Origin of the sequence: Leptolyngbya sp. ST-U4 (assembly GCF_039962215.1) — a bacterium.
Taxonomy (GTDB): Bacteria; Cyanobacteriota; Cyanobacteriia; order Elainellales; family Elainellaceae; genus Leptolyngbya_A.
Window position 1 is genome coordinate 54,212 of record NZ_JAMPKZ010000023.1, and the last position, 10,383, is coordinate 64,594.

A 10,383-nucleotide genomic window follows, 5' to 3' on the forward strand; every position below is an offset into this window, starting at 1 on the left:
GCCTACAGTCGATTCCAGGGCTTTTTTGATGGTTTCACGTTTCTCACAACAAGTCTTTCGGCAGAGGTTTATACAAACTGTAGCAAGTAGCTTGCGATAAGCTGTATCCCAAAAATGGGATCGTGATTCGCTTGGAGATTAATAATGGCAACCCTCACGCTTTACGGAACTCCGATTAGTGTTTATGTTCGTGCGGTTCGGCTTTTGCTGGAAGAGGCAGGCGCGAACTATGACCTGAAGGAAGTCGGAATTTTTGACGGTCAAAACACTGCGGCTGAATACCTGGCGAAAAATCCTTTTGGTAAAGTTCCAACACTCGATATAGACGGAACTGCGCTGTACGAAACAGTCGCGATCAATGAATATCTCGATGAAGCTGTCGCGAACGGCAAATTTAGCCCGTCTGATCTTCTCCAGAAGGCGAAAATGCGGCAAATCATGGCGATTGTGGATAGCTATTTGTATGGACCAACTATTCGATCGATCGTCATTCAGCGGGTCATTGTGCCAAGTCAGGGCGGCAAAACGGATGAGGAGGTGGTGAAAGGGGGAATCGATCCTGCGAAGAAAGCAATGGAGGCGATCGAATCAATTGCGATTTGTAGCCCCTATCTCATGGGTAGTGAACTCACTTTGGCTGATTTTCACCTGATCCCAGTTTTCGTTTATTTTGCGAACACGCCTGAATTTGATACAGTGACGGCTCAGACTCCGAAGCTGAAGGACTGGTGGCAGAAGGTTAGTCAGCTTCCGTTAGTGCAGAAGGTTTGTGGATAGGTCTGAAAGGTTTTGCAGCCCCCTAAATCCTCTAATTTCGAGCGACTTTGAACCTTAAAGAAGGTTTGCGATCGCGTCTGATGATTCTTAACCTTGCTGTAAGCAACAGTCGATCGAATCAGAGATACCGTAGTAGGGAAAGGGCATTCTGCTGATTTCAAAGTCCCGCATTTATGGGGGATTTAGGGGGCAGTGCAGGAGCCCTGAGACTTCTCAAATATCCTCTAATCAGGCTCAAACCTGGCACATTTCCGATTCTCAAATCTATGTCGATCGTTTTGACGCACCGCATTTCTAAAGAGTCTCAGGCTATTTCTTCTTCTGTCCCTCAATTAATGTTGAGCTTAACTGCGGAAGAGCGAACGCGATCGCGCTACTATTTCCAAACTCTAGAAGGCGAAGGCGTTTATCTGCGGCTCGCTAGAGGAACGGTGCTGCAAAACGGGGATCTGCTTTACTCTGAAGACGGTGAGACGATCGTGCAGGTTATTGCAAAGCCCGAGCCCGTGATGACCGTGCGGGCGCATACGCCTCTAGAACTGCTGCGGGCTGCTTATCATCTGGGAAATCGACACATCGCGCTTGAGGTGACGGAAACTTATCTACGTCTTGCCCCTGATCCCGTCCTCAAAGATTTGATTCAGCGTATGGGGCTGCATATCACCGAGGAAGTCGTTCCCTTTCAGCCTGAGGCAGGCGCATATACTCAAGAGTCTGGACATCACGCTGCCCATCACACTCATCAGGCTGCTCATTCCCACTGATTTTGCTTTTTTCCTTCCCCTCTTGCTTCAACACTCATGTTCACCCATTCATCTCAACCTTTGCTGCGATTGTTGCAGCTTGTGAGTCCTGCTTTGCCTGTAGGCGCATTTAGCTATTCTGAAGGGCTAGAAACGCTGGTGCAGGCTGAAAAAATTACAGGAGCAGCGACGCTTCAACCGTGGCTCATGCAGGAATTGCAGTATGGCGCGGTGCGGGTAGAAAGTGCAGTGCTTTATCAAATGTATGAATGCGCGAAACAGCAGGATCTCCAGCAGCTCAACAACTGGAATCAGTGGCTTTCTGCGTTTCGGGAAACGGAAGAATTGCGCGAACAAAGCTGGCAGATGGGACGATCGCTTGCACGCTTGCTGATCGACCTTGATCCTCAATTCCGGGAAGTTTTAGCTGAAATCAAAGAACCCCATCACTTTGTAACTGCCTTTTCGATCGCCGCTGTCCACTGGCAAATTGATGCCTTTTCTGCTGTATTGGGCTACCTCCAAAGCTGGAGCGCAAATCTAGTCAATGCTGGAGTTCGGCTCATTCCGCTCGGACAAACGCAGGGACAAAAGCTGTTGCTTGATTTGTATCCAGCAATTGAATCGACCGCTCAAGACGTTATCCAAAGTTCAGCAGATTCTCTGTTCTGCTGTAGCTGGGGCTTAGCGATCGCCAGTATGAATCACGAAACGCTATATTCTCGTCTTTTTCGCAGCTAGGCGAAGCTGAGCAGTTTTGAGAATGAGAACTGTTTTTTCTGCTGCGATCGAGATACTTCCTCAGTTAGACGCTTTGCGTTTATTTTCTGTCTAGAGTCTCTTCTATCAGAGACAAAGACTTGGCTAGGGAAAGTATCGAAAATATGAATCAAATCTGGTTTGCGATCGGCTGTTTGGGGATGGCACTGGGAGCATTGATCTTTGGCTTCGGCGCACACAATGCCCAGAATGAGCGATGGCGTATTCTTTTTACTCTTAACTTTTTTATTGCGGCGATCGCTTCCGTCCTGTATCTTGCAATGTGGACAGGGCATGGTCAGAGCATTGTCTACGATCGTCCCACCTATTGGGTGAGATACGTCACCTGGATTCTCTCAACTCCATTGCAAATTCTTACGGTTACTTATCTGGGCGGAACCAGTTTGGCATTCACAGGTGCAGTGGTTGGCGCAGATATTTTGATGATTGCCACGGGCTTTGTGGCCACAATGTCACCCAAACCTATCAGCTATATCTGGTACATCGTGAGCTGTGGATTTTTTATCGGCATGTTCTACATGCTGTTTAATCAATATCGATCGCAGGCAAATGCAAAACATCCTCGATCGCGTCGTGTTTTCACTAAACTCATCACCGTACATCTGATCCTGTGGCTAATCTACCCCGTGATCTGGATCTTGGGCGGAACAGGATTCAATTTAATCAGCAGCACGGTGGAAACTGCTTCCTACACCATTCTTGATCTGGTTGCCAAAGTTGGTTTTGGCTTCCTCGCACTTAATTCATTTAAGCAGCTCGACCAGGCAGGCGAAGCACCACGACTGGAGCGCGTTCTCTCCTAGCGACTGCAACGGGTAGCCATCTTTATAATTTCAAGCTTTAAGAAAAGGTGAACTCAGGTTCATCCTTTTTGCTTTTAAGGCATCAGCACATACACCGTGTTGCCTGGCTGGAGCAGTTGCCATTGATTAACTGCACTACGTTCAACACATCCATGCTTTTTAAGCAAGGACTGTTCTGCATTGTTTGATTGGCTTGTTCTCGGTGTCTCAAGCTGAGATGGACGCGAAGCAGTTTCGTACCAGAGCGAAAGATGAAGATAAGCTAATGTTTCCATAATTCCTCGTCCCAAAGGGGCAATATCAGCAGTAAAGCAGTAAATCCGAGTTAGGAGCTAGCTTCCCGGATACGGTTCTTCAAGCGTCACTTCCCTTAGACAAGAAAAATGCAGTTTTTTCTCCTCAAATCTGAGAAAATTTTTCCAGAAGGGTGGACACTTGCCCAATTGACCCGTCTTCTTTAAGCTGTACTGCTGAAGTTGGACTTCGCTTCGATCGTCCCGCTGGGGAAACTGCTTCGATCGCAAGATTTAAGCAAAAGAAACTCAGGAAGAGTTTAAGGAAATCACAATGCACACGCTGCGAGTTGGAATTGCTGGACCGGTTGGCTCAGGAAAAACTGCCCTGGTAGACGCGCTTTGTAAGCTGTTGCGAGAACAATACAGTATCGCCGTCGTCACCAACGATATTTACACTCAGGAAGATGCTCAATTTCTGGTGCGAAGTGAGGCACTGGAGCGCGATCGAATTGTGGGCGTTGAAACAGGGGGCTGTCCCCATACGGCAATTCGAGAAGATGCGTCGATTAATCTAGTGGCGATCGAGCAGCTTGAACGACAGTTTCGTCATCTAGATCTCATCTTCGTAGAAAGTGGCGGCGACAACCTGGCTTCCACTTTTAGCCCAGAGTTAGTCGATTTAACGATTTATGTGATCGACGTAGCAGCAGGGGACAAGATTCCTCGTAAGGGAGGTCCCGGCATCACGAAGTCAGATTTGCTAGTGATTAACAAAATCGATCTTGCACCGCTCGTTGGCGCAGACCTGGGCATAATGGAGCGCGATGCCCGCAAGATGCGAGGCGACAAGCCGTTTGTCTTTACCAATATCAAAGCAAGGCAGGGACTTGAAAGCGTAATCAATCTTATTGAGCTGCACTTGGGTAAAGCTGTCGCATAACGAACTGATTTTCGCGAGGCTTACAGCGTTTTTCACTCATGTAAGGTATGGGGAGCACAGCCCTCACACCCCATTTTTTGTACTTCAATCGCCTGGATAAGGCTGTATAGACTCAAGCAAACCGAAGAAAAGCAACTTCGGCAAGTGGAAGGATAAAATCCCCAACGCGAAACAAAATAAAACTTAAGAAACAATTAAAAGTTGTTGAAAAACGTGAGGGGAGGACAGACTAAGCATTGCCCTACCCTTTGCCTTGTCAGCAGTCTACGCCTGGTATTGGCTGAACTATCACAATCCACCAAGTTTGTTATTTGAACGCAAAGGACTTTTGCGACGGATATCAAATGGCTAAGGAGTAAAATTATGTATCCCTTGATACAAATTATTATCTCTCTAAAGACATAACATCACAAACTATTGGAGTTTCTTGTGATGTCTCTCTGTGGTGTTTTGTTCCTGAAGTAGGAAGTGGTGAATTCATGTCAAGGCAATTTGGTCGGCGTAAATTTCTGGTCTATGGTTCTGCTGCGCTGGGAACCAGCATTTTGCTCAAATCCTGTGCAAACTCTGGCACGACGACTTCTTCAACAGCAGAGTCTCCCGCAGCAACCACCGCAGCATCTCCCGCAGCTGCCAGTGGAGACACAATCAAGGTTGGTATTCTGCACTCGCTGAGCGGCACGATGGCAATCAGCGAAAAGAGCGTGGTTGATTCCACGCAATTGGCGATCGAGCAAATCAATTCAAGCGGCGGCGTATTGGGCAAACAAATTCAGCCCGTCCTGGAAGATGGAGCTTCTGACTGGCCCACCTTTGCTGAAAAAGCCCGCAAGCTGATCGAAGAAGATCAGGTCGTGGCAATCTTTGGCTGCTGGACTTCTGCAAGCCGCAAAGCAGTTCTGCCCGTGTTTGAGCAGAAGGATCACATGCTGTTCTATCCGGTTCAGTATGAAGGGCAGGAGTGTTCCAAGAATATCTTCTACACCGGAGCCGCACCCAACCAGCAAATTGAGCCTTCGGTAGACTGGCTGTTGCAGAACAAAGGCAAGGACTTCTACCTGGTCGGCTCGGACTATGTGTTCCCGCGTACTGCAAACACCATTATCAAGGCTCAGCTTCAGGCGAAGGGCGGCAGAACGGTGGGTGAAGACTACCTCCCCCTTGGCAACACTGAAGTTGCACCGATTATTACTAAAATTCGCACAGCCCTTCCAAACGGCGGCGTAATCTACAACACGTTAAACGGCGACAGCAACGTTGCCTTCTTTAAGCAGCTTCAGGGTGCAGGCTTGACGGCAGACAAGTATCCGGTCATGTCAGTCAGTATTGCAGAGGAAGAAGTGAAGGCGATCGGCACAGATTTCCTCAAGGGACAGTTCGCTGCATGGAACTATTTCATGACCGTTGACAGCCCTGAGAACAAAGCATACGTAGATGCGTTTAAGGCGAAATTTGGCGGCGATCGCGTGACCAATGACCCTATGGAAGCAGGCTATATCTCGGTCAACTTGTGGAAGCAAGCGGTTGAGAAGGCAGGCTCCGCCGGAACTGCCACCGATCTCAAAGCCATCCGGGCTGCCGTAATTGGACAGGAAATGGATGCGCCAGAGGGTCCGGTGAAGATGTTTCCCAACCACCACATCTCAAAGACGGTTCGCATCGGTGAAGTGCGCGATGACGGCTTGTTTGAAATCGTTTTCTCGACGCCGAAGCCTGTTGATCCCGTACCCTGGAACCAGTTTGTGGCTGAGACCAAGGGCTTTACCTGCGACTGGACGAGAACGGATATTGATAATCCTGGCAAGTTCAAGGCAAGCTAAATTTCCTCTAGCTCGAAGTTAGCTTCAAGCGCAAAACTCCAGCATGGACTTAGACGGCAGACCTGCGGCTTCGATCGAGGTTTTCTGTCTAGTCCATCATTGGCTGTTCAATGCTTGTTTCTATTCAATGCTTGTCTGTTCAATGTCTGCTCGATTCCATCTCTATTTAATTTCATATACGTTCCTTGTCCGCTCGACCCGGAGGTAAGCACTTGTTTACAGGAATTCTTGACGGACTGTTCAGCGGTCTTAGTATTGGCTCTATCTTGCTGCTGGCATCGCTGGGACTGGCGATCGTCTTTGGCTTGATGGGCGTAATTAATATGGCGCATGGCGAACTGATGATGCTGGGTGCCTATACCACTTATGTCGTGCAAAACGGCTTCAAGACATTAGGCGAGCCCTGGCAAGGCGGCTATATTTTTGTTGCCCTGATCATGGCATTTCTGGTGGCGGCCTTGGTGGGGCTATTGCTGGAGCGAGGTGTAATTCGCTTTCTCTACGGGCGACCACTCGAAACCCTGCTGGCAACCTGGGGTGTGAGTTTGATTTTGCAGCAGTTTGTCCGTAGCGTGAACTGGGTAATGATTGTGGGTCTGCTGCTGTTTTCGCTGCTGTTTTTTGGCGGACTCTGGCTCTTGAAGCGACGACCTGATTTTCAACGGATTCGGACTGGGGCGATCGCGATTCTGCTTCCTCTCGCGCTTGGCATTACTGGAGCAGTTGGATCACTGCTGAGTCAAACTTACCAGCTCGCCATAACCAAACCTTGGTTTGGAGCGCAAAACGTAGATGTAACGGCTCCCAAATGGCTGCTCGGCGGTTTACCTATCGGTAACTACCAGCTTCCCTACACGCGCATGTTCATTATGGCGCTGACGATCGTTTGCGTGCTTGGCATTTACTGGTTCTTGCAAAAAACGCCCTGGGGTCTACGAATTCGATCGGTGACCCAAAATCGCAACATGAGTGCTTGTCTGGGAATTCCAACCCAAAAGGTTGATGCGCTCACATTTGCACTGGGATCTGGTTTGGCTGGAATTGCGGGCTGTGCAGTCAGCTTACTGGGATCAGTCGGTCCGAACACCGGACAAAACTATATTGTGAACACCTTTATGGTGGTGGTGGTAGGTGGCGTTGGCAAATTGGTAGGGACGATCGCAGGTGCGCTAGTGCTGGGCGTTTTAGACTATGTGCTGGGTTCAGGGGTGCTGGCAATGCTGCTCACGCCTGTCAAACCTCTGTCAGACTTCTTCACCTTCTTTGCAACGACCAGCATGGCAAAAGTAATGGTCTTTTTCCTGATCGTCGTTTTCTTGCAATACCGTCCTGCTGGTTTGTTTCCGCAGAAGGGACGCACGGTGGACGCTTAACTGACCTTCAAGGGAGCATTGGGAGAATAAAATGACGGCACAGGCGATTGAACAACACAAAATTGATTGGACAAAACGGCGATCGCTTTTAATCGAAGCCGGAATCGTAGCAGTCGTCGTGCTGCTGCTGATCTTCCTAGTTCCGGCGGTTTTGTCCGTTTTTCGTTTGAGTTTGATGGGGCGTTTCCTTGCACTGGCGATTGTCGCGCTGGGCATCGATCTAATTTGGGGATTCACGGGATTGCTCAGTTTGGGGCATGGCGTATTCTTTACGCTCGGCGGCTACGCGCTGGCAATGCACTTAAAGCTGCAAATTCCACCCACGGCAAGCAGCCCGCTTCCTGAATTCATGTCCCTTTATGGCGTGACCGAGTTGCCCTGGTTCTGGAAACCCTTTTATTCATTCGGCTTTACTGCCTTAGCAGTGGTAGTTATTCCGGGTATCCTGGCAGCAATTCTGGGCTACCTCTTCTTTCGCAATCGGATTCGCGGAGTCTACTTCTCGATTCTGACGCAGGCAATGACCATTATCTTTTTCAACTTCTTCAATGGTCAGCAAAAACTATTTAACGGCACAAATGGTCTAACCGATTTTCAAACCTTTCTAGGTGCAAAGGTCAATGCGCCGGAAACTCGGTATACCTTCTATATTCTCACTATCCTCTTCCTGGTAATTGCCTACGCTCTCTGTCGCTGGCTAACGAGTGGCAGATTTGGACGAATGCTAATAGCAATCCGCGATGATGAAAGCCGTGCCCGATTTACAGGCTACAATCCTACAACCTTCAAGCTTCTGGTCTTTGTGATCTCGGCGATGCTAGCAGGGGTTGCAGGAGCGTTTTACACGCTACAAAGCGAGATTGTTTCACCCAACTCGATGAATATTGCTTTTTCGATCGAAATGGTGATTTGGGTTGCAGTCGGGGGGCGTGCCACGCTAATTGGGGCAATCTTGGGGGCGATCGTCGTTAACTTCGCTAAAAGTCTTCTCAGTGAGCGGTTCCCCGATATCTGGCTATTCTTTCAGGGCGGCTTGTTCCTGATTGTGGTAATGGTTCTCCCGAATGGTGTCGTCGGTTGGATACGCACCGAAGGCATGAATCTATTTCGTCAGTGGTTCGGTCAGCACAAACGTTCCGTAACATATCCCAGCTTGGAGCAAGATCCAGAGGTTGAACATGAACGCCAAAATTTTGGAGATTGAAAACTTGACGGTAAGCTTTGACGGCTTCAAGGCTCTCAACCGCCTCAACTTTTCAATGGATACAGGTGAACTGCGCGTCATCATTGGTCCAAATGGGGCAGGTAAAACTACTTTCCTCGACATCATCACAGGGAAGGTAAAGCCAACTGAGGGGCAGGTTCGATTCAAAGGGCGAAATCTGCGATCGTATTCCGAACACCAGATTGCCCGGTTGGGAGTAGGAAGAAAGTTCCAAACGCCCAGAGTCTATCTCAACCTCACCCCTCGCGAAAACCTGGAGCTAGCCTGCAACCCTCGCAAAACTGTCTTCAAAACTCTATTTAGACGTACTCCTGCACTGGAGCGGCAAACGGTCAAAGAATTGCTAGAGACGATCGGACTGTCCGCCAAAGCAGACCTGAAGGCAAACCTCCTATCCCATGGCGAAAAACAGTGGCTCGAAATTGGAATGCTGGTTGCCCAGTCCCCTGATCTGCTCCTAGTGGACGAACCTGTTGCAGGGCTCACCGATGAGGAAACCTATCGAACAGGCGAACTGCTGGTTGCACTCTCCAAAAGCCACTCCGTTATCGTGATTGAACACGACATGGAGTTCGTTCGCCAGATTGCCCGCAAAGTAACGGTGCTGCACGAAGGCTCAGTTCTTTTTGAAGGCAACATTGAGCAAGTGCAAAGCGACCCGCGTGTAATCGAAGTCTATCTGGGACAGGAAATCGAATCCGAAGATGACCTGCCTTCTGCGACTGCCTTCTCAATCTCTCCTTCCTTGACTCCCTAATCTGCAATGACTCAGACTTACTCTGATTCGATCGCCTCATCTAGCAGCGCGGCTCAACCTTTGATGCTGCAAGTCTCCGGCTTGAACGTCTACTACGGCGAAAGCCACATTCTCCGCAATGTCGATCTCAGTGTCCCTCAGGGTCAAATGGTCTGCCTCATCGGTCGCAATGGCGTAGGCAAAACCACCCTACTCAAAACCATCATGGGACTTCTCCCCGCTCGCAGCGGCATAATTTCTTTTGAGGGGCAACTAATCAACCACTGCTCACCCGATCGTCGTGCCCGTATGGGAATTGGTTACGTGCCTCAAGGGCGAGAGGTTATTCCCCGTTTAAGCGTCAAGGAAAATCTGTTGTTGGGGTTGGAGGCGCGATCGGACAGATCCCGCAATCTCAAAGAAATTCCTGAAGAAATCTTTGCCCTCTTCCCAGTTTTGAAAACCATGCTCTCTCGTATGGGAGGCGACCTGAGCGGTGGACAGCAGCAGCAGTTGGCGATCGCCCGCGCCATCATGGGTAAACCCAAACTCTTAGTACTCGACGAGCCCACTGAGGGAATTCAACCCTCCATCATCCTGGACATCGAAGCAGCAATTCGCCAGATTGTTGCTGCAACAGGAATCTCAGTCCTTCTAGTCGAGCAACACCTTCACTTCGTCAAGCAAGCAGACTCATACTACGCCATGCAGAAGGGTGGCATCGTTGCTTCAGGCTCAACTAAAGAGTTAAGCAACGAAGTAATTCAACGCTTCCTCTCCGTCTAAACCTTAGACTACTCAAGCACTCTCAAGACTTTCCAAAAAAGTAGCCAAATAGGTTGACAGTGAGGAGGTAGGTTAGTTATATTGATAAAGCGGTGGAGGGAGCGAGGCCAAAGCGAACGAGCTAAGGCGACGTTTCTGAGACCAGAACCTCGACAATTAGATAG

The 10,383-nt window shown here is 49.2% G+C and carries 11 protein-coding genes; 10 read left to right on the plus strand and 1 reads right to left on the minus strand.

Going from position 1 to position 10,383, the window contains the following annotated elements; translation table 11 throughout:
* Nucleotides 1–144 precede the first annotated feature (144 nt).
* The 4 genes from NDA02_RS22210 to NDA02_RS22225 all read left to right on the plus strand — a co-directional run bounded on the left by NDA02_RS22210 (nucleotide 145) and on the right by NDA02_RS22225 (nucleotide 3,103).
* On the plus strand, nucleotides 145–777 hold the full coding sequence (locus NDA02_RS22210) for a glutathione S-transferase family protein (protein ID WP_190793538.1): 633 nt from the start codon (nucleotides 145–147) through the stop codon (nucleotides 775–777).
* Between the two features lie 266 nt (nucleotides 778–1,043).
* Nucleotides 1,044–1,541 (plus strand): urease accessory protein UreE, encoded by a 498-nt coding sequence (ureE, locus tag NDA02_RS22215; protein WP_190793539.1) that lies wholly within the window; start codon nucleotides 1,044–1,046, stop codon nucleotides 1,539–1,541.
* A gap of 36 nt (nucleotides 1,542–1,577) precedes the next feature.
* Nucleotides 1,578–2,261: an urease accessory protein UreF gene (locus NDA02_RS22220; RefSeq protein WP_190793540.1), complete on the plus strand. Its 684-nt coding sequence runs from the start codon at nucleotides 1,578–1,580 to the stop codon at nucleotides 2,259–2,261.
* A 143-nt stretch (nucleotides 2,262–2,404) separates the two neighbouring features.
* Nucleotides 2,405–3,103 carry a microbial rhodopsin family protein gene (locus NDA02_RS22225; protein ID WP_190793541.1) on the plus strand — a complete coding sequence of 233 codons (699 nt, stop codon included), beginning with the start codon at nucleotides 2,405–2,407 and terminating at the stop codon, nucleotides 3,101–3,103.
* 74 nt (nucleotides 3,104–3,177) lie between these two features.
* Here NDA02_RS22225 and NDA02_RS22230 read toward each other — a convergent pair whose 3' ends face one another.
* On the minus strand, nucleotides 3,178–3,378 hold the full coding sequence (locus NDA02_RS22230) for a hypothetical protein (RefSeq protein ID WP_190793542.1): 201 nt from the start codon (nucleotides 3,376–3,378) through the stop codon (nucleotides 3,178–3,180).
* Nucleotides 3,379–3,670: 292 nt separating this feature from the next.
* On the opposite strand from NDA02_RS22230, the gene ureG reads away from it, so the two are divergent.
* From ureG to urtE, 6 genes are all read left to right on the plus strand, one after another.
* Nucleotides 3,671–4,279: an urease accessory protein UreG gene (gene ureG / locus NDA02_RS22235; protein WP_190793543.1), complete on the plus strand. Its 609-nt coding sequence runs from the start codon at nucleotides 3,671–3,673 to the stop codon at nucleotides 4,277–4,279.
* 479 nt (nucleotides 4,280–4,758) lie between these two features.
* Nucleotides 4,759–6,099: an urea ABC transporter substrate-binding protein gene (gene urtA / locus NDA02_RS22240; protein ID WP_348248553.1), complete on the plus strand. Its 1,341-nt coding sequence runs from the start codon at nucleotides 4,759–4,761 to the stop codon at nucleotides 6,097–6,099.
* Between the two features lie 212 nt (nucleotides 6,100–6,311).
* Nucleotides 6,312–7,472, plus strand: coding sequence for an urea ABC transporter permease subunit UrtB (gene urtB, locus NDA02_RS22245; RefSeq protein WP_190789620.1), 1,161 nt, complete (start codon nucleotides 6,312–6,314; stop codon nucleotides 7,470–7,472).
* Nucleotides 7,473–7,503: 31 nt separating this feature from the next.
* The gene (gene urtC, locus NDA02_RS22250; RefSeq protein WP_190789619.1) at nucleotides 7,504–8,676 is read left to right on the plus strand and encodes an urea ABC transporter permease subunit UrtC; all 1,173 of its coding nucleotides are present in this window, start codon (nucleotides 7,504–7,506) and stop codon (nucleotides 8,674–8,676) included.
* Nucleotides 8,651–9,454 (plus strand): urea ABC transporter ATP-binding protein UrtD, encoded by an 804-nt coding sequence (gene urtD / locus NDA02_RS22255; RefSeq protein ID WP_348255921.1) that lies wholly within the window; start codon nucleotides 8,651–8,653, stop codon nucleotides 9,452–9,454. The genes urtC and urtD overlap by 26 nt, the downstream gene beginning before the upstream one ends.
* Nucleotides 9,455–9,517: 63 nt before the next feature.
* The gene (urtE, locus tag NDA02_RS22260; protein WP_348255923.1) at nucleotides 9,518–10,219 is read left to right on the plus strand and encodes an urea ABC transporter ATP-binding subunit UrtE; all 702 of its coding nucleotides are present in this window, start codon (nucleotides 9,518–9,520) and stop codon (nucleotides 10,217–10,219) included.
* Nucleotides 10,220–10,383: the final 164 nt, after the last annotated feature.